Genomic DNA, 22705 nt, shown 5'->3' on the forward strand with positions numbered 1-22705 from the left:
AGAATCGGGCTTGTGCCGACGCTCAACATCAAGGACCCGGAGGTCTACCGGCTCGCCGCCGCGCTCGCCGCCCGGCGCGGGACCTCGATGACGCGTGCGGTGCGACAGGCCCTGGAGGAAGCAGCCGAGCGGGACCGGGCACGACGAGACGGGCTCGCCGAGCGGCTCCTCGAGATCGGTCGTCGCTCCGCGGCCCGCCCGGGTCCCGTCCTCACCGACGACGACCTCTACGACGAGCGGGGGTTGCCGTGGTAGTCCTCGACTCGTCGGTGATCGTGGCCGTGCTGCGCGACGAGGCCGACGCAGCAACGTGGGCCGCGGCACTCGCGCAGGCGGACCGGGTCACCATCGCAGCTCCCACGGCTGTGGAAGCCGCCATCGTGGTCGGCGAGCAACGGCACGGCGACCTGGACGAGCTCCTCGAGGCGTGCGCGGCCGAGGTCGTCGCCTTCGGCGCGGACCACGCCCGCGCCGCGCGCGCGGCCTACGCCCGGTTCGGCAAGGGATCTGGCTCCCCGGCCCGCCTCAACCTCGGCGACTGCTTCTCCTACGCCTTGGCGACGGTGAGCGGTGCGCCGCTGCTCTTCAAGGGCGACGACTTCACCCACACCGACGTCGTCGTCGCCTCGCCGGCCGACTGATGGGAGGTCACGGCACCTCGAGGAATCCCTCGCGCACCATCTCGCGGGCCACCGGGAGGTAGGCGTCGCGCACCAGGTCGGGCTCGGCGTCGGTGAGGGTCGCGACCGCGTCGAGGATCTGCCCGAGGCTCAGCTCACCGTCGCTCGCACCGACCATCGCCGCCTCCACGGTGTCGGCCTGCCGCGCCCGCCGGAACCCGCGCTGCTGGCGCAGCACGATCGTCTCGGGGTCCTCCGCGCCGGCCGGCCCCGCCGTCTCCTGACGTACGTCGGGGCGCGCGACCAGGTGGGTGTCCAGGTCGACCTCGTCGCGGAGCGCCTCGCCCCACGCGTGGATGGCGGGGGCGATCGGCTGCTCGACGTCGTAGGGCCACTCGAGGAAGTCGCTGACCACTCCGGCGGACCCCGACGCGGACGCGGACCCGGACGCGGACCCGGAGGCGCGCAGGTTGATCCACCCGAAGCCGATGCCCTCGACGCCCTGCTCCTCGAACCACGACAGCCAGGTGTCATAGCGGCGCAGGTAGTCCGGCGAGCCGTGCAGGCCGGCGTCCTTGAGCCACAGCTCGACGTAGACCGACGGGTCGACGACCTCACGCTGCACGATCAGCGCGTCGCAGTCGCCGACCAGCCACTCGGAGAGCCGCTCGTCCCACGGGCGTCCCTCGGCGATCACCCAGTTGGCCAGCACCTGGCACCAGCCGCCCTCGGTGAGGTGATCGGGTGCGGCACGCACGATGTCCTCGACCACCCGGTCACCGGGCAGCCCGGAGTCGCGGTAGACCAGACGCTCGCCCGTGCCCGGCGAGATCACGAACGGCGGGTTGGTCGCGATCAGGTCGAAGCGCTCGCCGGCCACCGGCTGGAAGTAGGAGCCGTCGCGCACGTCGACCCGGTCGGCGACCCCGTTGAGCGCCACGTTGAAGCGGGTGAGCCTCAGCGCGCGCTGGTTGACGTCGGTGGCCACCACCCGTCCGGCGTGGCCGGCGAGGTGCAGCGCCTGCACACCGCAGCCGGTGCCGAGGTCGAGCGCGCGGGCCACCGGCTCGCGGATCGTCAGCTGGGCCAGCGAGGTCGAGGCCGAGCTGATCCCGAGGACGTGGTCGGCGCCGACCCGCTGGGGGCCGCCGTCCAGACCGGGCGTCAGGTCGCTGACGACCCAGAACGTCTCGTCGTCGGTCGCATAGGGACGGATGTCGAGGCGAGCGGCGACCTCGCTCACCGACTGCTCGACCAGGCCCTCGGCCGTCAGCCGGTCGAGCAGCCCCGGCAGTGCCGCCTCGGCGTCGGCGACCGGCACGGGAGCCTGCAGCAGGAACAGTCGCGCCAGCGTCTCGACGGCACTGCCACCCGTCGTACGACGGCGAGCAGGGGTGGTCTCGTTGCGCATCAGCGCGGCGTGGCCCTCGGACCCCAGCACGTCGGCGACCCCGTCATAGGTGAAGCCGGCCAGCTCGAGGGCGGCACGCAGACGGGCCGGGAGGTCGGTGGCGGCAGAGGCAGAAGAGGTCACGGGCCGAGGTTAGAGGCCACGCGGCCCGCCACGAGCGGCATGGTCCGATCGGATGACCGTCCCCACCCGTTCGGACCAGGCGTCGGGGGCCGCTCGGGCGTACTAGCCCTGTCGGGCGCCCGGATCGGAACGATCTCCTGCAGGTTCCGCAGACGGCTCCTAGCATCGGTGGAGGGGGAACACACGTGCGGCCTGGGACGGGTACTGGGGCGCCCTATGGGGAGGGAAACCCAATGCACCGTCTCAAGCGCGGGCTCGGCGCGGCCGTGGCCACCAGCGTCATCGCCTCGGGGGCCGGCATCGCGACCGCCGCCACCGCGCAGGCTGCTGCTCCGCGGCCGACGCAGGAGCAGAAGGTCCTTCTCGAGCTCCTGGCACTCCAACCGCCCGTGCTCAACGGCGCAGGAGGGGTCGGCTCGGTGCTCACCCTCACCAACCCGGTGTGGAGCCTGATCGGCGTCACCAATTCCTTCCAGTGGCTGCGCGACGGCGCGGCCATCCCGGGCGCCACCAGCCCGACCTACACACCCGTCGTCGCGGACGCCGGGCACGACCTCAGCGCGCAGGTGACCGGCTCGTTCCTCGGTCTCCTGCCGGTCTCGACACTCACGAACGCACTCCCGATCCCACTTCCCGGCGGTGGCGGAGGGACTCCTGCCCCGCTGGCTCTCGTCGCGGACGTGCTCCCGGTCCTCTCCGGCGTCCCCGGCGTCAGTTCGCTCCTCACGCTGACCGGCCCCGTCTGGAGCCTGCCGGGAGTGAGCAACTCCAACCAGTGGATGAGCAACGGCATCCCGATCGTCGGGGCCACCGGCTCGTCCTACACCCCGACCGCGGGCGATGCCGGCAGCCAGATCACCGCGCTCGTGACCGGTTCGCTATTCGGCGTCCTGCCGGTCGCCGTGCTCACCAACGCGCTCGACATCCCGCTGCCCTCGGGTGGCGGCGGGGGGACTCCCGAGCCAGGCGACCTGCTCGCCCTGCTCGCCATCCCGACCCTGACCGGCCTCCCCGTCGTGGGTGAGGTCATCGCCCTCACCCCCATCGAGTGGAACCTGCTCGACGTCACGACCACCGTGCAGTGGCTCAGCAACGGCATCCCGATCCCCGGAGCCACCGGACTCTCCTTCAGCCCCGGCGCCGACCTCGCCGGCACCGAGCTCTCCGCGCTGATCACCGGCACGTTGGCCGGCCTGCCGGTCGTCTCCGCAATCACCAGCGCCCTGGGCATCGCCCCGGCCGACCCCGGGGCCATCACGGCGGCCGCCGCTCCCACCGTGAGCGGCGCCGAAAAGGTCGGCACCGTGCTGACCGGCACCGACCCGGAGTGGAGCGTCAAGGAGGGTGTCACCACGACCTACCAGTGGCTCCGCAACAGCGTCGCGATCCCCGGCGCCGTCCAGAAGACCTACCTCCTGGTCGGCGAGGACTTCGGCAAGCAGATCTCGCTGAGGGCGACCGGGACCAAGACCGGCAGCACCACCGGGACGGCCTCGAGCCGCCCGGTCCTGGCCAAGCTCGGTGACGCGCTGACCGCGTCGACCACCCCGTCGATCAGCGGCAATGCGGCACCCGGCAACCTGATGACCGTCCAGCCCGGCACGTGGGCGGGCACGCCGACGCCGACCTTCGGCTACCAGTGGTATGCCAACGGCGCGCCGATCAGTGGCGCCAACGCCTCGACGTACATCGTCAAGCCGGCCGAGGCCGGCCGCAACCTCGCCGTCCTGGTCACGGCCAACCGTGTCGGCTACGCCCCCGGCAGTGCCGCCACCGCCCCGGTGGCGGTCGCCAAGGTCGCCTCGCGCACCAAGCTGGCCCTGCCCAAGAAGAGGATCGCCCAGGGCAAGGCGGGCCTGCTCAAGATCACCCTCGCGGCGACCGGCCTGAAGGTGGCCGGCAAGGTGACGGTCTTCGACGGCAAGAGGAAGCTGAAGACCTACACCGTCCGCAGCGCCGACAACGGCACCCGCACGGTCACGCTGCCCAGGCTCAAGCCCGGCAAGCACGCGCTGACCGCGGCCTTCGGCGGTAACGCCGCCACCAAAGCGTCACGGTCGGCCAAGGTCGTCCTGACGGTGCTCAAGAGGAAGAGGTAGCACCCGCCCCGCCCGAGGGCGCGGCGCCGGGCTCGGCCCGGGGCGGCGCTCCGGGCAGGTGATAGTAGGCCGTGAGCGGGCGACCGGCCTCGAAGAGCTCGACGGCACCGCGGTAGATGCCGTGGCGCAGCTCGGCCTCGTAGCCCTTCAGGCTCGGACAGCTGACCTCCAGGGCGTGCGCCAGCTCGGCCTCGACGTCGTAGGGCACCCGCACGAACGCGATCGAGAACGGCGCCGGCTCGAGGCTGTCGAGCACCCCCTCGAGGATCACGTAGAGCGGGGTGGGATCGCCCATGCAGTTGCCGACGCTGCCGGTGTTGAAGAGCGTGCGCCGCTCGAGCTGGGTCTCGTAGAACGGGTCGTGGGAGTCGGCATAGCCGACGACGTCGGGCACGGGTCCGTCGCCGACCGCACCGATCGTTGCCGCCGTGTTGGCGAACTGGCCGAGGAACTCCGCCTCGTCGTGCACGTAGCGCACACGGCGGTGCACCGACTCCGACGAGGCGTGCATCAACCGGATCCGGCGGCCACTCATCGTGACGTCGTGGCAGAACGGCAGCGAGCGCAGCCACTCCCCCTGGCCCTCGCCGAGCTGCCCGGCCCACCAGCGCAGCGCGTCGTCGTCGTACTTGCGGTGCGGGTCGGGCAGGAAGTCGTCCCAGTTGCCCAGGACGTTGACCTCGCAGCGCTCCTGGCATATCTCGACCACCTCGCGACCGCGGGGGCCCTTGCCGACGTAGTCGCCGAGGTTGAAGATCCGGGTGATCTCGCGGGCCTCGATGTCGGCGAGCACCGCCTCGAGCGCCGTCAGGTTGCCGTGCACGTCGGAGATCAGCGCGATGCGCTCCAGGGGTCCGCTCACCCGCCCATCGTCGCAAAGGCCCCGCCAAGCGCAGCAGGCCCGTCCCGGTGGAGTCCGGACGGGCCTGCGTACGACGAGCGGCTCAGAAGGTCGGCGTGGGCCTCGTGGGGTCCGTGACGACCGGCTGCGCCGGGGTCGGTGCCGGCGGGGTGCCCGCGTCGTCGCCCAGGACCGACTCGCGCTGCTTGGAGATGTAGACAGCGACGACGATGACTGCGGTCGCCGTCAGCCCGATGAGGATCCGAACGAGGTCGTTCTCGTCCTCGCCGACGCTCAGCGAGACGACGGCACCGACGATCAGCAGCGACACCAGGTTCATCACCTTGATGAGCGGGTTGATCGCCGGACCGGCGGTGTCCTTGAACGGGTCGCCGACGGTGTCACCGATGATGGTGGCCTCGTGCGCGGCCGAGCCCTTGCCACCGTGGTGGCCGTCCTCGACGAGCTTCTTGGCGTTGTCCCAGGCCCCACCTGCGTTGGCCAGGAAGACCGCCATCAGGGTCCCGGTGCCGATGGCGCCGGCCAGGAAGCCGGCCAGCGCCGTGACACCGAGACCGAAGCCGACCGCGATGGGCGCCAGCACCGCCAGGATGCCCGGCGTGGTGAGCTCGCGCAGGGAGTCCTTGGTGACGATGTCGACGACCTTGCCGTACTCCGGGCGGCCGGTGCCCTCCATGATCCCGGGGATCTCCCGGAACTGGCGGCGTACCTCGTAGACCACGGCAGCCGCGGCGCGTGCCACGGCGTTGATGGCCAGACCGGAGAAGAGGAACACGACAGCCGAGCCGAGCAGCACGCCCACGAGCACGGACGGGTCGAACACGAAGAACCCGGTGAGCTCGTCGAGTGCGTCGGCCTCGTCCAGGGACTCGATGGCCGAGGTCGCGTAGGAGCCGAACAGGGCCGTGGCTGCCAGCACCGCGGTCGCGATCGCGATGCCCTTGGTGACGGCCTTCGTCGTGTTGCCCACTGCGTCGAGCTCGGTGAGGATCTGCGCGCCCTCGGGGCTGACGTCGCCGGACATCTCCGCGACGCCCTGGGCGTTGTCGGAGACGGGACCGAAGGTGTCCATCGCGACGATGACGCCCACCGTAGTCAGCAGGCCGCAACCGGCCAGGGCCACGGCGAACAGCGAGACCGTCAGCGAGGCACCGCCCAGGAGGAACGCCCCGAACACGGCTGAGCCGATGACCAGCGTGGTGTAGACAGCCGACTCGAAGCCGACCGAGAGGCCGGACAGGATGACTGTGGCCGCACCTGTCAGCGAGGTCCTGCCGACGTCCTTGACCGGCTTGTACTCGGTGCCGGTGAAGTAGCCGGTCAGGGCCAGGATGCCGGCGGCCATGACGATGCCGATGACCACGGCCACCGACGCGATGAGCGCAGGGTTGCCCTCCGGCGCACCCGAGATCAGCTCCAGGGTGTTGGTGCCCAGTCCCTCGAAGTCGGCGAAGTTGGTCGGCAGGTAGACGAACGACAGGAGCACGCACGCCACAGCGGAGATGCCGGCGGAGAGGTAGAAGGCCTTGTTGATCGTGGTGAGACCGCTCTCGCCCACCTTGGGCCGGGTCAGGTAGACGCCCGCGACAGCGGTGAGGGCACCGATGGCGGGGATCAGCAGCGGGTAGACCAGACCCTTGTCGCCGAACGCCTGCGAGCCGAGGATGAGCGCGGCGACCAGCGTGACGGCGTAGGACTCGAAGAGGTCGGCCGCCATGCCGGCGCAGTCACCCACGTTGTCGCCCACGTTGTCGGCGATGGTCGCGGCGTTGCGCGGGTCGTCCTCGGGGATGCCCTGCTCGACCTTGCCGACCAGGTCGGCGCCGACGTCGGCGGCCTTGGTGAAGATGCCACCGCCGACGCGCATGAACATGGCCAGCAACGCGGCACCGAAGCCGAAGCCCTCGAGCACGTCGGGCGCCTGGTCCTTGAAGAGCAGGACCACGATGCTCGCGCCGAGCAGGCCGAGGCCCACGGTGAGCATGCCGACCATGGCGCCGGTGCGCAGACCGATCGTCATGGCGGGCTCGCGTCCGCCGGGCTCGTTGGCGGCCGCTGCGACTCGGACGTTGGCACGCACGGCGAGGTTCATCCCGAGGTAGCCGACGGCGGCCGAGAAGCCGGCCCCGGCCAGGAAGAAGATCGAGCGGCCGATCCGGACCGACATCTCGTCCGCGGGGAGCGCGAGGAGTGCGAAGAACGCGATGGCCGCGAAGACCGCGAGCGTCCTGAACTGCCGTGTCAGGTAGGCGTTGGCGCCCTCCTGGATGGCTTGGGCGATGTTCTGCATGTTGGCGGTGCCTTCACCGGCAGCAAGGACTTCCTGGCGGAACATGAACGCCATCGCGAGCGCGCCGAGCGCGATCAGGGCGACGACGATGACCAGGACGAGATTGCCGCCGGAGAGGTCCACGACAGCGGGATGAATCCCGGCCATGTACGTCCTCCTGCGAAATGAGAGCGAGCCAGATGTGGCTCAGGTCACGGAACGAGCGGGAGTCTACGCACGCCGTCGGCTCGACACGGCAGGAGGTGTGACCCGGGCCACGTCGCCTGTCGTCGGACACCGGCATGCCGCAGCGCCCGGCACCTGACGGTGACGGGCGGGAAGGGGGGCACTCAGGCCAGGGCGGCCTCGGCCGACTCGTGGATCACGAACACCTTGGCGAGACCGGTGATGCGGAAGATCTTGAGCAGCCGGTCCTGGTTGCAGATCAGCTGCAGCGAGCCGTCGTGCGCCCGGACCTTCTTGAGCCCGCCGACCAGGACTCCGAGGCCTGTCGAGTCGAGGAACTCCACGGCCTCCATGTCGATCACCAGGTCGTAGACGCCCTCGGCGACCAGCTCGGTGATGCGGTCACGCAGCTTGGGTGCCGTGTAGACGTCGATCTCCCCGCCGACGGCCACGATGGTGCGGCCACCGACCTCGCGAGTGTCAAGAGTCAGGTCCACGTTCTCTCCCATGAGGCGGTCATCAGTTCCGAAGTCCAGGCTTAGCACCGCGAACCTGGACTGGAATATGAAACCACGCCCGCCGCTCACCTGCACAAAGAAGTAGGAGTACGTCGCGGCGCAGGGGTTTCAGACCGGCTCTCACGATGTCGGCGCAGACGCTCCGAGGCGGCGATGTCGGTGGTCCCTGGGAGAGTCGACAGATGACGTCGACGGCCTCCTCCCGCGCTCGCCGCGGATCCGAGACCCTGCGGCGCCTCGCCGCTGTGCCCGGCCGCGAGGACCGGCTCACCCACCTCGAGACCCTGCCACCGCGCGCGGCCGTTCACGCGCCATGGCCGACCTGGGTCGCCGACGACGTGCGTGAGGCTTTCCTGGCGCGTGGCCTGGACCAGCCGTGGCGACACCAGGTGCAGGCCGCCGACGCCGCCCACGCCGGGCAGCACGTCGTGCTCTCGACCGGCACCGCGTCGGGCAAGTCGCTCGCCTACCAGCTCCCCGCGCTCACCGCGATCCGCGACGGCCGCGGGAGCCGGGGCCAGCGCGGCGCGACCGTGCTCTACCTCGCGCCGACCAAGGCCCTGGCCCAGGACCAGCTGGCCGGGCTGACCTCCCTGGGGCTCGATGTACGCGTCACGACGCACGACGGTGACAGCAGCCACGACCTGCGCGACTGGGCGCGCGACCACGGCGAATACATCCTGACCAACCCCGACATGCTGCACCGCTCCCTGTTGCCGGGTCACGCTCGGTGGGCGGCGTTCCTCGGCTCGCTGCGCTACGTCGTGGTCGACGAGTGCCACCACTACCGCGGGGTCTTCGGCGCCCACGTCAGCCAGGTGCTGCGGCGGCTGCGGCGGGTCTGCGACCACTACGGCGCGCACCCGACGTTCGTCCTGGCCTCCGCCACGGTGGCCGAGCCCGAGACGGCGGCCGCGCGACTCACCGGGCTGCCGGTCTCGGCGGTCACCGAGGACTGCTCGCCGCGCGGCGAGGTGTCGCTCGCGCTCTGGGAGCCGCCGTTCACCTCCTACGCCGGCGAGAACGGCGCCCCGGTGCGCCGCGCCGCGTCCTCCGAGACCGCCGACCTGCTGGCCGACCTGGTCGCCGAGGACGTCCGCACCCTCGCCTTCATCAAGTCGCGACGCGGCGCCGAACAGGTGGCGATCACCGCAGCCGGGCTGCTCGCGGAGGTGGACCCGTCGCTGACCGGTCGGGTCGCGGCCTACCGCGGTGGCTACCTGCCCGAGGAGCGGCGAGCGATCGAGCAGGCGCTGCGTGACGGCTCGCTGATCGGCCTGGCCGCCACCAACGCCCTCGAGCTCGGCATCGACATCAGCGGGCTCGACGCGGTGCTCATGGCCGGCTTCCCCGGCACCCGCGCCGGGCTCTGGCAGCAGGTGGGCCGCGCCGGGCGGGAGGCCCAGGACGCGCTCGGCATCCTGGTCGCCCGCGACGACCCCCTCGACACCTACCTCGTCCACCACCCCGAGGCACTGTTCGGGCAACCGGTCGAGGCCACGGTCTTCGACCCGGACAACCCCTACGTGCTCGGGCCCCACCTGTGCGCCGCCGCCCAGGAGATCCCGCTGACCGATGCCGACCTCCCGCTCTTCGGCGATAGGGCCCCCGACGTCGTCGCGGGCCTGGTGGAGGCCGGCCTGCTGCGCCGCCGACCGCGAGGGTGGTTCTGGACCGACCGCCGTCGCGCGGTCGACCTCACCGACATCCGCTCGGCCGGCGGGTCGCCGATCCAGCTGGTCGAGTCGGAGACCGGTCGAGTGGTCGGCACCGTCGACGGCGGGCGGGCGCACAGCGAGGCCCACGAGGGCGCGGTCTACGTCCACCGGGGCGAGATCTGGCTGGTCGAGACCCTCGACCTCGACGAGCACGTCGCGGTGATGAGCCGCGCCGACCCGGGCTACTCCACCTCGGCGCGCGAGATCACCGACATCTCGATCGTGGCCGAGCGCACCGGGGAGGACTGGGGCCGCTGCCGCCTGTCCTTCGGCGAGGTCGACGTCTCCCACCAGGTCGTGTCCTACCTCAAGCGGCGCCAGCCCTCCGGCGAGGTGATCGGGGAGGAGCTGCTCGACCTGCCCGAGCGGGCGCTGCGCACCAGCGCGGTGTGGTGGACGGTGCCCGACGACCTGCTGACCGGCGCCGGTCTCTCGGCCGCCGACGTGCCCGGATCCGCGCACGCCGCCGAGCACTGCTCGATCGGGTTGCTGCCGCTCTTCGCGACCTGCGACCGCTGGGACATCGGCGGGGTCTCCACCGCCCTGCACGGCGACACCGGGATGCTGACCGTCTTCGTCTACGACGGCCATCCAGGTGGGGCCGGCTTCGCCGAGCGCGGTTTCGCCGCGGCCCGGGCATGGCTGGGCGCGACCCGCGAGGCGATCGCGTCCTGTGCGTGCGCCGAGGGCTGCCCGTCGTGCATCCAGTCGCCCAAGTGCGGCAACCAGAACAACCCGCTCGACAAGGTCGGCGCCCTCCGGCTCCTCGACGTGCTGCTCGCACAGGGCTGACCACCGTCACGGCCTGGTGGGCGCACGAGGGCCGGATCCGAGTAGCCTCAGCACCATGTTCATCCTGGGGCTGCTCCTCATCGCCGGTGGCGCACTGCTGGTCGTCGCTGCCGTGTTCACCGCCGAGATCACCGCCAGCGGTCAGCTCGAGGTGCTCGGCACCGAGGTCGGCGCGCTGACCCTCTTCCTGCTCGGCGTCGGCGCCGGTGTCGCGGTCCTGTGGGGCCTGGGCATCTCGAAGTTCGGCGCGAAGCGCTCCCTGGCCAAGCGTCGCGAGGCCAAGAAGATCGACGAGCTGTCCGAGAAGCTCGATCACGCGGAGGCCGAGCGTCGCCGCGACATCGACGAGAACGACCCCGACCGCCGCCCCTACTGACGGACCCCACTCGCCGGTCCGGCCCGCGCCCGACCGTCCAGGTCGGCCTCCTGGCCGAGCCACCTCGGACCCCTGACCGAGACATCCACCAGGACGTCGCGACCGTCGACCGTGCAGGAGGTCAGGCTCGCGCCGTTGGCCACGGCGATGTCGGCCGCCGTCGCACAGGGGTCGCGGCCCCGTTGCAGCGCGGTGGCCCCCGCGACGGCCGCGAGGTCGGCGGCCGCCTGGGCCGTGCGGTGTGCGACCACCATGGCGGCGACCACTCCCAGGGCCGAGCCCAGGAGGAGCAGCAGCCCCGAGATGGCCACGACGAGCAGCGTGATCGCACCCCGAGCGTCATGGCGACGCGCGCAGCGCCCGGGTGGGAGACGTGTCACCGGCCCACCTCCTCGTCGAGGGTGACCGCCTCGGCACGGACCCGGACCTCGGGGAGGAAGTCGAACAGCCCACCGGGGCCGGCGACCGATCCGGTCGCCACGGCGATGACGCGACCGTCCTGCCGCGTGACGGTGATCGAGCTGCCGTCGGGCGCCACCTGCTCCCCCCGGGCCACCGCCTCGGACGTCTCGTCACCGCGAGCCACGCTGCGGGCGGTCTCGCGCGCCGCGTCGACGACGCGGACCTGGGCGGCACCGACGGCGAGCAGCCAGACCAGGCCGATCGTCACTGCGACGAGGATCGGGAGTGTCAGGGCCAGCTCGGCCGTGACGGCTCCCCGCTCGCGACGACCGGCACGGCTCATCCGATGCCCAGCAGACCGAGCACGTGGTCGAAGAGGGTCTTGAGCATCGTGTCGCCGAAGCCACCGGTCAGCAGCTTGTAGAGCAGGCCGGCGAGGCCGGCGCCCGCGGCCGTTCCCACGGCGTATTCGGCGGTGGTGATCCCCTGCTCCGAGCGAAGCGTGCTGGGAAGCGTGCTGCGAGGCGGATGACCAGAGCGGCGGGAGGGGACGAGGGGCGTGATCGCGGTCAAGAGGATCTCCTTCGGGTCGGGCGCGGTCACCGGACGTGCCCGCGCAGGACGAGACTGCGCCGCCCTGGGACCCCCCGCGAGCTGCCTCCGGTCCTCCTGTGGGCGACGCGGTCGGAACGTCGGTTGTGCACGACTGGTGGCCGGCGATCACCACTGGAACGAGCTCATCAGGCCGGCGACCAGCGGGACGATGCCGATCAGGAGGAAGGCTGGCAGCAGGCACAGCCCCAGGGGCACGGCCGCCTTCACGCCCACCGCACGCGCACGGTCCTCGACGTCGCCGCGCGCCTCCCGGGCCAGCTGGTCCGAGAGCCGCTCGACGGCGGTGACGACGGAGGCGCCGGTGTCGTGGGACCGCGACAACGCCCGGCCGAGCGGGGCCAGCCCCGGCTCCAGGGCGAGCTTGGACCACACCTCAGCGGGATCGGCCCCGAGCTCGAGCCGGGCCACCGACCGGTCGAGGCGGGTGGTGGCCGGACCGGGCAGGGCTCGACAGACCAGTCGCGCTGCCTCCGCCGGAGCCACCCCCACCCGCAGGGCCGCGGCCAGCAGGGTGACGACGTGCGGCAGCTCGCGTCGGGTGGCTTCGCGGTCGCGGCGCGCTGCCGGCGACTCACCCCGTCCGATGACGACCCAGGCGACGACCGCCGCGACAGTGCCACCGACCAGGCCCGGGGTCCCGCCGAGGAAGAGCCACGCACCGAGCCCAGCGAGCAGCGACAGCAGCCAGCGGTGTCGACGCATCCACCCGCCGTCGTCGGGGGCCGGGCCGCTCGGCACGGGCGGTGAGCGCTCCCACCGCGGTCTGGTCGGCAGCAGGAGGGCGGTCGCCAGCGCCACCGCCAGGGCGCTGAGCCAGATCATCCGGCGCGCTCGACGCCGCGGGCGATCGCCTCGATCCACCACAGGCCGGCGAATCCGAAGGCCAGCCCGGCTGCGAGGCACGCGAGCCCGACAGGGTGGCCGAAGAGGAATCCCCAGGGGTCGCCGCCGGCACCGGAGCCCATCGCCAAGGCGAGCAGCGGCAGGGCCGCGACCAGGCGCGACGTCGCGCGGGCGGAGGCGAGCTCGCCGTCGACGATCCGTCGGGTGGCGTGCGCGGCCCGCAGGTCCTGGGCCACCCGATCCACGGCGTCGGCGAGACCGGCACCCGTGCGGTGGGTCAGCTGCCACGCGGCTGCGACCAGCCGGAGGTCGGAGGTGCCCCCCTGCAGCGCGACCTCGCGCAGCGCGGTCGGGACGTCGGAGCCGATCCGGTGGGCGGCGGCGACCGGTCCCAGCGCCGGCCACGTCGCCGCGGCCCGCTCCAGCGCGGCGCCGGGCGGTTGTCCGGCACCCAGGTCGCCGGCGAGGTGCTCGCAGAGCTCGAGCACCCGCTGGGCGGCGGCACGGTCGGCGAGCCGGCGTGACCGGGCACGCAGCAGGAACACTGCGGCGACGGTCACGGCCGACGTGAGGACCACCAGCACCAGGGCGGTCCCGGACACCAGCCAGACCACGGCGACACCGGGTGCCACCAGCCAACGCCACCACAGCGGGCCCCTGCCGTCCGGCGCCCCCGACCGGGCGTGGGAGGCCTGCTGCGGCAGCGCGGGCGCCGGCGCGGACAGCCAGACGGCGACCACAGCGGCACCGACAGCGAGCGCGGCCGCGGTGGTCACGACGTGCGGGCCGCGAGGAGGTCGACGAGCCGGCCCTCGGCCGGTCCGGCGGCCGCCGAGCCGTCGGCGTCGATCTCGACCGCCGTGCTCATCGTGACGAGCCCGGAGCGATCACGCACCGGGACCGCGACCTGGGCGAGCCGACGACGGCCGTCGCGGCCGCGCACCAGGTGGAGCACCACGTCGACAGCGGAGGCGAGCTGGCTGTGCGCCGCCTCGCGCCCCAGACCGGCGGCCAGGGCGAGCGACTCCACCCGCGAGGGCACGTCGAGGGCGGAGTTGGCGTGCAGGGTGCCGCAGCCGCCCTCGTGGCCGGTGTTCATCGCGGCGAGCAGGTCCACGACCTCCCCGCCGCGAACCTCCCCCACGACCAGTCGGTCCGGGCGCATGCGCAGGGCCTGGCGGACGAGGGTGCGCAGGTCGATCCCGCCCGAGCCCTCGACGTTGACCGGTCGGGCCTCGAGCCCGACCAGGTGAGGGTGGTCGGGGCGCAGCTCGGAGGAGTCCTCGACCAGGACCAGCCGCTCGTGCTCCGGCACCCGCGACAGCAGCGCCGCGAGGAGGGTCGTCTTGCCCGTGCCCGTCCCGCCGCTGACGAGGAACGCCAACCGGGCCTGGATGATCGAGCTCACCAGCCGGCCCGACTGCTCGGTGAGGAAGCGCGAGGCAACCAGCTCCTCGAGGGTGAAGACTCGCCCGCGCGGGACTCGCAGCGAGATGACGGTGCCCGGCCGGGCGACGGGGGCGAGCACCGCGTGGCAGCGGGTGCCGTCGGCCAGCCGGAGGTCGACGTAGGGGGTCGCGTCGTCGAGCCGGCGTCCACCGGCGCCGGCGAGACGCTGGGCGAGGCGGCGTACAGCCTCGTCGTCGGGGAACCTCACGTCGGTCCGCTCGAGCCCGGCTCCCCTGTCGACGAAGACCTGGTCGGGGCCGTTGACGAGGACGTCGGTGACGCCGGGCAACCGCAGCAGCGGCTCCAGCGGGCCGGCCCCGACAACGTCGCGGCGCAGGCTCTCATAGACCTCGAGGACCGTGGCGTCGCCGACCGGTCGCCCGGTCGCTCGCAGTGCCTCCGCGACCCGGTGGGGCGTGAGGTCACCCGGGTCGCGGGCGAGGCGCTCACGGACCTGCTCGACCGCGCCGACCGGGAGCGTCACGCGGCCTGACCCATCACGGTCACACGTTGCAGCACCTCGGTGGCGGCCCGACCCAGCGGCCCGCGGCGCGAGCGGATCGGCCCGAGCCCCAGGTCGATCGCCTCGGCGAGCCCACGCTGGTCGTTCATCTCGGCGACGACCGCGACGCCGGTGGCGCGGCTGACGTCGCGGGCCGCCAGGCCCTGCCCGCGCAGCACCAGCCGGAGCTGGGTCGGGGCGCCGAGCCGGGCACAGGTGCGAGCGGCCGACGCGACCCCGGCCACGGTCGGCACCACCAGCATGAGCACCAGGTCGCAGCGCGACACGATCTCGTCGACCACCGGCTGGGGCGAGCGCGGGAGATCGAGGACGACCGCGTCGTGGCCGCGGCGCGCGGCCGATAGCGCCTCCCGGACGGCGAACGGTTGGAGCGTGCCGGCGGAGCCGGAATACCACGAGAGGACGCCGAGAGCACCGCGACGGGGCAGCGCCTCGCGCAGCGCCCGGCCGCTGAGCCGGCCGGTCGTCTGGCACAACGCGTCCCAGCGGAAGCCGTCGTAGGCCTCGACACCCAGCACCCGGTCGACGCCCGGTCCCATCGGGTCGCAGTCGATCACCACCGCTGGGCCGCGCTGCGCCGCCGTCTGGCCCAACGCACAGGCGAAAGTCGTCGCACCTGCACCGCCCGAGCCGCCGACCACGCCGAGCACCATGCCGCGCGAGGGCGTGTCATCGCCCAGGTCGGTGAGGGTCTCGATGAGCCAGGTGTCGGAGCGCGGCAGCTCCGTGACGTCCTCGGCGCCGACCGCGAGCGCCGTGCGGAAGAGCTCGTCCGGCACGCCACCCCACGCCACGACGTGCACCCCGGGTCGTCTCGCTGGCGAGATGTGGGCCATCTCCACGGCGAGGTCGGCCCCCAGCAGCACCAGCGGCGCGCCGCCCCACCCGCGCAGTGCCGCCGCACAGTCACGCGCGACATCGGGGGTGATGCCGGCGGCCGCCGCGAGCCGCAGCAGCTCGTCGAGCAGGGTCTCGTCTCTGGTCACGAACAAGGGAGCAGTCATGCGGGAAGCATCCCCGTGACCGCGGACACCCCAACCCCTGCTGGGCGCAGCCTGTGGACGAGCCGGCCAGACCCTGACCTGTGGATGACAGGTGGCGCGCGGGCCGGCCCCCTACGATGGGCCCATGGCGCCGACCGCGGCCTTCTTCGACCTCGACAAGACGATCATCGCCAAGTCGAGCACCTTCGCCTTCTCCCGCCCCTTCCAGGCCGGAGGGCTGATCTCGCGACGCGCGGTGCTGCGCTCTGCCTACGCCCAGTTCGTCTATCTGGTCGGCGGAGCCGACCACGACCAGATGGAGAAGATGCGGCAGTTCATGTCGCAGCTGTGCGCCGGCTGGGACGTCGCGACGGTGCGCGAGATCGTCGCCGAGACCCTGCACCACGTGGTCGACCCGCTGGTCTACGACGAGGCGGTCTCGCTCATCGAGGAGCACCGGGCCGCCGGCCGCGACATCGTGATCGTCTCCGCCTCCGGCAGTGAGCTCGTCGACCCGATCGGCGAGCTGCTCGGCGCCGACCGCGTCGTGGCGTCACGCCTGGAGATCGTGGACGGCAAGTACACCGGGGAGATCTCCTACTACGCCTACGCCGAGGTCAAGGCCGAGGCGATCCGCGAGCTGGCCGACGAGGTGGGCTACGACCTGGCCGAGTGCTTCGGCTACAGCGACTCGATCACCGACGTGCCCATGCTCGCGGCGGTCGGGCACCCCCACGCCGTCAATCCCGACCGCGAGCTGCGCAAGGTGGCCTCGGCCAACGGCTGGCCCGTGCTGGTCTTCACCAAGCCCGTGGCCCTCGGCAAAGGCCTGCGCCTGCCTCCCGCGAAGCCCACCCTCGCCGTGCTCGCGGTCGGTGGCGCCGCCGCGGTCGGCAGCGTCTTGTGGGTCAACGCACGCAAGCGTCGCCTCGGCGCCTGAGTGCCGTCGTACGACGTCGGGACGCCACGCCCGGCTCGTCCCCAGGCGAAATGTCAACCCTTGTAGGGCTGCGCAAACCGGCGTAGAACTGAGGGAGAACGACAACTCAAGAGCAGCACGTGAGCCGGGTACCCACGCGGCGATCTCCCTTCCTACAGGGCGCTGTCTTTCGGGATATTCCCGGAGCAGCAGTTGGCGATGCACGCTTGGTAGCCAAGCGCCCACGTGTCAGCGGTGGCGTTCGAGTCCAGAGAGATTCGGGCGCCACCTGCACGTGCTACCAGGAGCTCCCTCACGCGTTCGGGCGCCGCAGCGGGCTCGCCTCGGCTCCCGCGGCGAACGCCTCGGCGCCGTAGAGGATCCACGCGTGCATGCCGGCCGCGCCGCCCTCGGCATAGCCCCTCAGGTTCGACTCGTACGCCGGGCGGAGGGCCAGGTGCCCGGCTTCCGGCACGACCAGCGACTTCTCGTCGACCCCACGAGACAGGAGCAGCAGCCGCTCCGCTGCTCGGGCCACGATGCCGTTGTGGGAGGCGAAGGGGGCCGCGGTGACCAGCTCGGCGTGGATCAGCGAGGCCACGAGCAGCGCGGGTGCGTCGGTCGGCCGGGTGAGCAGCGCGGAGATGTCGCGCAGACGCGCGGCGGACTCGTCGTCGCGTGGCCGGCCCCGCCGGTCGTCAGGCAGCGAGGCGGCGGCGAGCGCGTGCAGCCGGGCGAGGGCCTGGAGTGGCGAGCGCGCCATCAGCGGGGCGAGGGAGAGCAGCTCGGTCGAGACGCGCAGAGAGTCCTGGGCCGTGTCGTCACCGGTCCCTGCACGGACCTCGGCGAGGGTCGAGGCGGACCCCTCGAGCACCGCGCTGGCCTGGGCGCCGCGCAGCAGCGACTCGGCCGTGGTCTCGGGCGAGGTGCGGCGCAGGCCCCGGTCGCGGAGCATCACGTCGATGCCGTCGCGCGCGGCGGCATAGGCGGAGGGGACGCCTTCGAGAGACACCAGCCACGCAAGGGGATCGGAAGCCACGGTCGAAGGCTATCCGCGGGTAACCTCGGCCTGATGACCGACCGACCCTCCCCCACCGGCAGCGATGGCCGCTCCTTCGGCAGCGTGGCCGACGTCTACGACCGTGGCCGCCCGTCCTACACGCGCGACGCCGTCGCCTGGGCGACCTCCGCCGAGCCCCTCACGGTGCTCGAGCTCGGGGCCGGCACCGGCAAGCTGACCGAGCAGCTGGTCGCGCTGGGCCACGACGTGCACGCCACCGACCCGGATGCCGCGATGCTCGACCTGCTGCGCGCCCGGCTGCCCGAGGTCCGCACGTCGGTGACCGGGGCCGAGGAAATCCCGGCAACCGGGCGCTCCTACGACGTCGTGATCGCCGCGCAGGCCTTCCACTGGTTCGACCACGAGCGGGCGCTGCCCGAGATCGCCCGGGTGCTCAAGCCCGGCGGCCACCTCGCGGTCGTGTTCAACAGTCGCGACGAGCGGATCCCCTGGGTCAAGAAGCTCGGCCGCATCATCGCCAGCCCCCCGCCTGAGCAGGGCTCCCTGGCCGTGCTCGTCTCCGCCCAGGACTTCGACCAGCCGACGACGGAGAGCTTCAAGAACTGGCAGACCGTCGATCGGCGCACCATCCAGGACCTCGTCGCCTCCCGCTCCGACGTCATCAGCCTCGGCGAGGAGGAGCGCGCGGCCAAGCTGGCCGAGGTGCTGGCGCTCTACGACGACTACGGCCGCGGCATGGACGGGATGCAGCTGCCCTACCTGACGCGCTGCTTGCGCGCCCAGGTCGTCGACCGGCCCGACGCACCCGGGCTCGACCTGGAGCGCCGCGACGGCGCCGGCGACTCGCGCAACGAGCCGACCATGCCGATCCGGCCGATCCCGCCGATCCCGCCGCCCACCGACGACGACAGCGGGATGCTCCTCATCGACTTCCGCTGAAGGGCCCGCGACAGGGGCTCTGCGTAGTGCACGATGACCCCCATGCGCGCGTGGCGGCGGACCAACCTCGGCACGGAAGCCGACCGAGCGACCTTCCGGACCCTCCACAGCGCCTCCCTGGCCTCGCCCGCGCTGCGCCGCGGGCTGACCGCCGAGTCGGCCGAACGCTCCATCAGGCACCTGCGTTCCCTGCTCGGCACTCCTGCGATGGCCCTGACCGACACCGCGACCGCGCTGGCCTGGGACGGCACCGGCGCCCACCACCGCGAGCAGACCGACGCGCTGGTGACCGCGACGCTCGAGCGCGGCACCACCCGGGTCTTCGACCGGCCCGACCTGACGTGCGCGGACAGCGGCTGCCCGGTCCGCACCGCGGTGGTCAGCCCGCTGGTCGTCGAGGAGCGCATCGTCGGCACGCTGCAGGCTTTCGCGCCCTACTCCACCGCCGGGCTGGCCCGGGCCGCCGACGAGGTCGCGACCTGGGTGTCCGGCCAGCTCGAGCTGGCCGAGCTCGACGCGTCGCGGACCCGTGCGATCGAGGCCGAGGTCCGGGCGCTGCGCGCGCAGATCAGCCCCCACTTCATCTACAACTCCCTCGGCGCGATCGCCAGCTTCGTGCGCACCGACCCCGACCGGGCCCGCGAGCTGCTGCTGGAGTTCGCCGACTTCACGCGCTACTCCTTTCGCAGCCACGGCGACTTCACGACCCTCGCGGAGGAGCTCCGCTCCGTGGAGCGCTACCTCCTGCTCGAGCAGGCGCGCTTCGGTGACCGGCTCACCGTGACGCTCAGCATCGCGCCGGAGGTGCTGCCGGTCGCCGTACCGTTCCTGTGCATCCAACCCCTCGTCGAGAACGCCGTGCGCCACGGCCTGGCCAACGTGGAGGGGGCCGGTCACGTGCGGATCGTCGCGCTGGACCGCGGCCAGGAGTGCGTGATCGAGGTCGAGGACGACGGGGTGGGCGAGGACCCCGAGCGCGTACGGCGCGCGCTGGCCGGCGACGCCTCCCTCGACTCCGTCGGGCTGGGCAACGTCGACAGCCGGTTGCGCAACACGTTCGGTGACGACTTCGGGCTGGTGGTGGAGACTGCCCCCGGCGCCGGCACCAAGGTGATCGTGCGCGTGCCCAAGTTCGCCCCCGGAGTGCAGCCATGACGAGTCTCGGCACGAGCCCCACCACCGACCTCAAGGTCCTTGTCGTCGACGACGAGCGGCCGGCTCTCGACGAGCTCGCCTACCTGTTGGCCCGGGACCCGCGCATCGGTGAGGTGATCACCTGCGACTCCGCGGCCGAGGGGCTGCGGACGCTGCACGAGATGGACGTCGACGTGGTCTTCCTCGACATCCAGATGCCGGGCCTGACGGGGCTCGAGCTGGCTCAGGTCCTCTCGCGGTTCAAGACCCCGCCGCCGATCGTGTTCGTGACCGCCCACGACGCCCACGCGGTCGACGCGTTCGACCTGCGCGCGGTCGACTACGTCCTCAAGCCCGTGCGCGCCGACCGCCTCGCCGAGGCCGTACGACGGGTGGTCGAGGGCAGCGATCGGGCGCCGGGCCCGGCGCAGAGCACCCAGATCCCGGTCGAGCTTGGCGGCGTGACCCGGTTCGTGGACCGGACCGACGTGACGCACGTGGAGGCGCAGGGTGACTACGCCCGGTTGCACACCGCTGAGGGCTCACACCTGGTCCGTGTGGCGCTGTCGACGCTCGAGGAGGAGTGGCGGGTCGCCGGCTTCGTGCGGATCCACCGCTCGCTGCTGGTGGCCCTCGCCCACGTCCGCGAGGTGCGGATGGACGCCGGCCGGTGCTCGGTCGTCGTGACCGGACCCGGCGGACCCGGAGCGTTGGTGCAGCTCGGCGTCAGCCGGCGGCACACGCGCGAGCTGCGCGACCTGCTGCTGAATCGGGCTGACGGGTGAGGACCTCGTCGAGTGACACCAGGAGCATGCCCAACCACCGTCGGAGCATGCAATCCGCGTCACTCGACGACCAGCCGGTGACCCCGTGACCGAGGGCCCCCGCCCCGAGCGGGTCCGCGTGACCGGCCCCCCGCGACGCCACACCCCACGGAGGCGGACCGGCGACATCGACGACGAGACCCGGTTGGGCAGCGTCTACCTCGGCTCGCTGCTGCGTGAGCAGCTCCGGCTGGCGGCCCGGACGATCCTGGTGCTGGTCGTGACGGTCGGGTCGCTGCCGCTCGCCTTCCGGGTCTTCCCCGGGCTCTCCGAGGTCACGGTGCTCGGGATCCCGCTGGCCTGGCTGCTCCTCGGCGGCCTGGTCTACCCGTTCCTGGTGCTGCTGGGCTGGCGCTACGTCCGTCGCGCCGAGCGCAACGAGCGCGACTTCGCCGACCTGCTCGGTGAGATCGAACGATGAGCACCGAGACCGTCACCGGCCTCGTCGCCGTGGTCCTCGTGACGCTCGCGACGCTGCTGATCGGCACCTGGGGGCTGCGTTTCTCCCGCACCACCAGCGACTTCTTCGTGGCCTCGCGCTCGGTGCGACCGGCGCTCAACGCCTCGGCCATCAGCGGTGAATACCTCTCCGCCGCCTCGTTCCTCGGCGTCGCCGGCCTGGTGCTGACCTTCGGCGCCGACATGCTCTGGTATCCCATCGGTTGGACGGCCGGCTACCTCCTCCTGCTCGTCCTGGTCGCCGCGCCCCTGCGCCGCAGCGGCGCCTACACGCTCCCCGACTTCGCCGAGGCCCGCCTGGGCTCACGCCGCGTGCGCGCCACCTGCTCGGTGATGGTGGTGGCGATCGGCTGGCTCTACCTGCTGCCGCAGTTCCACGGCGCGGGCCTCACGATCCGCGCCGCGATCGGCGCGCCCACCTGGGTCGGTCCTGTCATCGTCGGGGCGGTCGTCCTCGCCAACGTCACCTCCGGTGGGATGCGCAGCATCACCTTCGTCCAGGCCTTCCAGTACTGGCTCAAGCTCACCGCGCTCCTGCTCCCCCTCGTGGTGCTGCTGATCGTCTGGGTCGGCGACGGCACCCCCGGCAGCCGGATGCCGGTCGACGACTCGTGGTCCGTGCCGCTGGCCAGCGGGGGCTCCGAGGGCCTCTACCTCACCTACTCGCTGATCATCGCCACGTTCCTCGGCACCATGGGCCTGCCCCACGTGGTCGTGCGCTTCTACACCAACCCCGACGGCCGCGCCGCCCGTCGCACGACCCTCGTCGTCCTCGTGCTGCTGGGCATCTTCTACGTGCTGCCGCCGGTCTACGGCGCGCTCGGTCGCATCTACGCCGGGGAGCTGGCCGCGTCGGGCCGCTCCGACGTCCTGGTCCTCGAGCTCCCCCGGCTCATGGTCCCGGGCATCGGCGGCGAGCTGCTCGCGGGGCTCGTGACCGCCGGGGCGTTCGCTGCCTTCCTCTCCACCTCCTCGGGGTTGACGATCGCCGTCGCGGGCGTCATCAGCCAGGACGTGACCGGCAAGGCGTTCGGCAACCGGCGCTTGACCGGCATCACCGCCTTCCGGGTGGCCGCCGTCATCGCGGTCGCCGTGCCGCTTGCGATCGCGCTCGCTGTGCCCAGCATCGGGGTCGCCCGCGCGGTCGGCCTCGCCTTCGCGGTCGCGGCGTCGACCTTCTGTCCCCTGCTGCTGCTGGGCATCTGGTGGCGAGGGCTGACCGACGTCGGGGCTTTCACTGGAATGCTGGCCGGCGGACTCGGCTCCGGTGCCGGGGTGATGTGGACGCTCCTGGAGGGGTCCGCGACCGGCTGGCCCGCCGTACTCCTCGAGCAGCCTGCTGCCTGGAGCGTCCCCCTCGCGTTCGCGGTGATGATCGGGGTGTCGCGGGCGACGGCGAGCCGGGTGCCCGTCCACACCCGGCGGTTCATGGTGCGGCTGCACACCCCCGAGGCGCTGGACCTCGACCGCGGGTGAGGTGGGTCAGCCTGGTGGCGGCCGCATGGTGGCCGGCGTGAGGTTCGTGTGCCGGAGGCAGCGGGCCAGCGCTGCAGGCGGCACACGACCGGCCAGCGGCGGACCGGGCACCCCAGGCGACCGGGCACCCCAGGCGACCAGGCA

At 72.5% G+C, this 22705-nt stretch carries 23 protein-coding genes; 11 read left to right on the top strand and 12 right to left on the bottom strand.

The annotated features are described in order from the left end of the window. The first annotated feature begins 12 nt into the window (after positions 1 to 12). Both BM204_RS04665 and BM204_RS04670 read left to right on the top strand, forming a co-directional pair. On the top strand, positions 13 to 255 hold the full coding sequence (locus tag BM204_RS04665) for a type II toxin-antitoxin system VapB family antitoxin (RefSeq protein WP_091110843.1): 243 nt from the start codon (positions 13 to 15) through the stop codon (positions 253 to 255). Then, on the top strand, positions 249 to 641 hold the full coding sequence (locus BM204_RS04670; protein ID WP_091110844.1) for a type II toxin-antitoxin system VapC family toxin: 393 nt from the start codon (positions 249 to 251) through the stop codon (positions 639 to 641). The genes BM204_RS04665 and BM204_RS04670 overlap by 7 nt, the downstream gene beginning before the upstream one ends. 7 nt (positions 642 to 648) lie before the next feature. Here BM204_RS04670 and BM204_RS04675 read toward each other — a convergent pair whose 3' ends face one another. Continuing rightward, positions 649 to 2154: a DUF7059 domain-containing protein gene (locus BM204_RS04675; protein ID WP_091110846.1), complete on the bottom strand. Its 1506-nt coding sequence runs from the start codon at positions 2152 to 2154 to the stop codon at positions 649 to 651. A gap of 233 nt (positions 2155 to 2387) precedes the next feature. On the opposite strand from BM204_RS04675, the gene BM204_RS04680 reads away from it, so the two are divergent. Beyond that, positions 2388 to 4253 carry an Ig-like domain repeat protein gene (locus BM204_RS04680; RefSeq protein WP_091110848.1) on the top strand — a complete coding sequence of 622 codons (1866 nt, stop codon included), beginning with the start codon at positions 2388 to 2390 and terminating at the stop codon, positions 4251 to 4253. On the opposite strand, the gene BM204_RS04685 is transcribed toward BM204_RS04680, so the two are convergent. From BM204_RS04685 to BM204_RS04695, 3 genes are all read right to left on the bottom strand, one after another. Beyond that, the gene (locus BM204_RS04685) at positions 4237 to 5115 is read right to left on the bottom strand and encodes a metallophosphoesterase family protein (protein ID WP_218031287.1); all 879 of its coding nucleotides are present in this window, start codon (positions 5113 to 5115) and stop codon (positions 4237 to 4239) included. The genes BM204_RS04680 and BM204_RS04685 overlap by 17 nt on opposite strands. A gap of 82 nt (positions 5116 to 5197) precedes the next feature. Beyond that, positions 5198 to 7552 carry a sodium-translocating pyrophosphatase gene (locus tag BM204_RS04690; RefSeq protein WP_091110849.1) on the bottom strand — a complete coding sequence of 785 codons (2355 nt, stop codon included), beginning with the start codon at positions 7550 to 7552 and terminating at the stop codon, positions 5198 to 5200. A 182-nt stretch (positions 7553 to 7734) separates the two neighbouring features. Beyond that, on the bottom strand, positions 7735 to 8079 hold the full coding sequence (locus BM204_RS04695; RefSeq protein WP_281290201.1) for an STAS domain-containing protein: 345 nt from the start codon (positions 8077 to 8079) through the stop codon (positions 7735 to 7737). A gap of 191 nt (positions 8080 to 8270) precedes the next feature. On the opposite strand from BM204_RS04695, the gene BM204_RS04700 reads away from it, so the two are divergent. Then, entirely contained in the window at positions 8271 to 10598 is a 2328-nt protein-coding gene (locus BM204_RS04700; protein ID WP_091110851.1) for a DEAD/DEAH box helicase, read from the top strand. 55 nt (positions 10599 to 10653) lie between these two features. After that, positions 10654 to 10974, top strand: coding sequence for a hypothetical protein (locus BM204_RS04705; RefSeq protein WP_091110853.1), 321 nt, complete (start codon positions 10654 to 10656; stop codon positions 10972 to 10974). On the opposite strand, the gene BM204_RS04710 is transcribed toward BM204_RS04705, so the two are convergent. The 7 genes from BM204_RS04710 to ssd all read right to left on the bottom strand — a co-directional run bounded on the left by BM204_RS04710 (position 10968) and on the right by ssd (position 15810). Beyond that, positions 10968 to 11354: an Rv3654c family TadE-like protein gene (locus BM204_RS04710; RefSeq protein WP_246166377.1), complete on the bottom strand. Its 387-nt coding sequence runs from the start codon at positions 11352 to 11354 to the stop codon at positions 10968 to 10970. The two genes, BM204_RS04705 and BM204_RS04710, sit on opposite strands and share 7 nt — an antisense overlap. Continuing rightward, a complete protein-coding gene (locus BM204_RS04715) occupies positions 11351 to 11719 on the bottom strand; it encodes a TadE family protein (protein WP_091110854.1) in 369 nt (122 codons plus the stop codon). The genes BM204_RS04710 and BM204_RS04715 overlap by 4 nt, the downstream gene beginning before the upstream one ends. Next, a complete protein-coding gene (locus BM204_RS04720) occupies positions 11716 to 11949 on the bottom strand; it encodes a DUF4244 domain-containing protein (RefSeq protein ID WP_246166379.1) in 234 nt (77 codons plus the stop codon). The genes BM204_RS04715 and BM204_RS04720 overlap by 4 nt, the downstream gene beginning before the upstream one ends. 147 nt (positions 11950 to 12096) lie before the next feature. Continuing rightward, entirely contained in the window at positions 12097 to 12813 is a 717-nt protein-coding gene (locus BM204_RS04725; RefSeq protein ID WP_091110856.1) for a type II secretion system F family protein, read from the bottom strand. Beyond that, positions 12810 to 13610 carry a type II secretion system F family protein gene (locus BM204_RS04730; RefSeq protein WP_091110858.1) on the bottom strand — a complete coding sequence of 267 codons (801 nt, stop codon included), beginning with the start codon at positions 13608 to 13610 and terminating at the stop codon, positions 12810 to 12812. The genes BM204_RS04725 and BM204_RS04730 overlap by 4 nt, the downstream gene beginning before the upstream one ends. Continuing rightward, the gene (locus BM204_RS04735) at positions 13607 to 14767 is read right to left on the bottom strand and encodes a TadA family conjugal transfer-associated ATPase (RefSeq protein WP_091110860.1); all 1161 of its coding nucleotides are present in this window, start codon (positions 14765 to 14767) and stop codon (positions 13607 to 13609) included. The genes BM204_RS04730 and BM204_RS04735 overlap by 4 nt, the downstream gene beginning before the upstream one ends. Further along, positions 14764 to 15810, bottom strand: coding sequence for a septum site-determining protein Ssd (gene ssd, locus BM204_RS04740; RefSeq protein ID WP_091110861.1), 1047 nt, complete (start codon positions 15808 to 15810; stop codon positions 14764 to 14766). The genes BM204_RS04735 and ssd overlap by 4 nt, the downstream gene beginning before the upstream one ends. Before the next feature lie 124 nt (positions 15811 to 15934). Between ssd and BM204_RS04745 the strand changes: the two genes are divergently transcribed. Continuing rightward, entirely contained in the window at positions 15935 to 16729 is a 795-nt protein-coding gene (locus BM204_RS04745; protein WP_091110863.1) for an HAD family hydrolase, read from the top strand. Positions 16730 to 17021: 292 nt separating this feature from the next. Here BM204_RS04745 and BM204_RS04750 read toward each other — a convergent pair whose 3' ends face one another. Beyond that, a complete protein-coding gene (locus BM204_RS04750) occupies positions 17022 to 17747 on the bottom strand; it encodes a Fic family protein (protein ID WP_091110864.1) in 726 nt (241 codons plus the stop codon). A 33-nt stretch (positions 17748 to 17780) separates the two neighbouring features. Between BM204_RS04750 and BM204_RS04755 the strand changes: the two genes are divergently transcribed. The 5 genes from BM204_RS04755 (at position 17781) to BM204_RS04775 (ending at position 22561) form a co-directional block, all read left to right on the top strand. Further along, positions 17781 to 18668, top strand: coding sequence for a class I SAM-dependent methyltransferase (locus tag BM204_RS04755; protein ID WP_091110866.1), 888 nt, complete (start codon positions 17781 to 17783; stop codon positions 18666 to 18668). A gap of 42 nt (positions 18669 to 18710) precedes the next feature. Continuing rightward, complete coding sequence (locus BM204_RS04760) at positions 18711 to 19823, top strand: sensor histidine kinase (RefSeq protein WP_091110867.1); 1113 nt, start codon at positions 18711 to 18713, stop codon at positions 19821 to 19823. Then, positions 19820 to 20587 carry a LytR/AlgR family response regulator transcription factor gene (locus tag BM204_RS04765; protein ID WP_091110868.1) on the top strand — a complete coding sequence of 256 codons (768 nt, stop codon included), beginning with the start codon at positions 19820 to 19822 and terminating at the stop codon, positions 20585 to 20587. Before BM204_RS04760 ends, BM204_RS04765 begins: the two co-directional genes overlap by 4 nt. A gap of 85 nt (positions 20588 to 20672) precedes the next feature. Beyond that, entirely contained in the window at positions 20673 to 21047 is a 375-nt protein-coding gene (locus BM204_RS04770; protein WP_091110870.1) for a hypothetical protein, read from the top strand. Next, positions 21044 to 22561, top strand: coding sequence for a sodium/solute symporter (locus BM204_RS04775; RefSeq protein WP_091110872.1), 1518 nt, complete (start codon positions 21044 to 21046; stop codon positions 22559 to 22561). Before BM204_RS04770 ends, BM204_RS04775 begins: the two co-directional genes overlap by 4 nt. The last annotated feature ends 144 nt before the right edge of the window (positions 22562 to 22705 follow it).

This window comes from Nocardioides psychrotolerans (genome assembly GCF_900113685.1).
Lineage (GTDB): Bacteria > Actinomycetota > Actinomycetes > Propionibacteriales > Nocardioidaceae > Nocardioides > Nocardioides psychrotolerans.